We start from the raw sequence: 306 nt of genomic DNA, 5'->3' as shown, positions 1-306 counted from the left end.
GTCAGATCCGACGGCAACTCGATCTTCGGTCGCTCAGCGGACTGCGTCGCGCTCGCGCCCGGTGCAGCCGACGTCGCACCCCCCGTGTCCGCGCCGGCGATCTTGTCGTTGGCCTTCGGCCCGTCGCCACCCCCGCCGCACGCGGTCAGAAGCAGCGCGGCTGACGCTCCGGCAGCGGCTGTGGCAAGCAGGCGGAAACGGCGGTTCACGGCGGACTCCTGTGCGGCGTGGGGTGCAGAAGGGCAGCAACACGCTATCGGGGGCCCATGCACGGCACCACAGCGAATGGTGCCAAGCGAGTAACAG

General features: G+C 70.3%; 1 pseudogene. It reads right to left on the bottom strand.

Annotated elements, in window-relative coordinates:
• A pseudogene (locus N4G66_RS45485) lies at nucleotides 1–209 on the bottom strand (hypothetical protein); the annotation flags it as partial.
• Between the last annotated feature and the right edge of the window lie 97 nt (nucleotides 210–306).

The sequence above is a fragment of the Streptomyces rhizosphaerihabitans genome (assembly GCF_025399795.1).
GTDB classification, from domain to species: Bacteria; Actinomycetota; Actinomycetes; order Streptomycetales; family Streptomycetaceae; genus Streptomyces; species Streptomyces rhizosphaerihabitans.
Note: the sequence above shows the minus strand (reverse complement) of the source record. Positions and strands in the feature narration are given on the sequence as shown.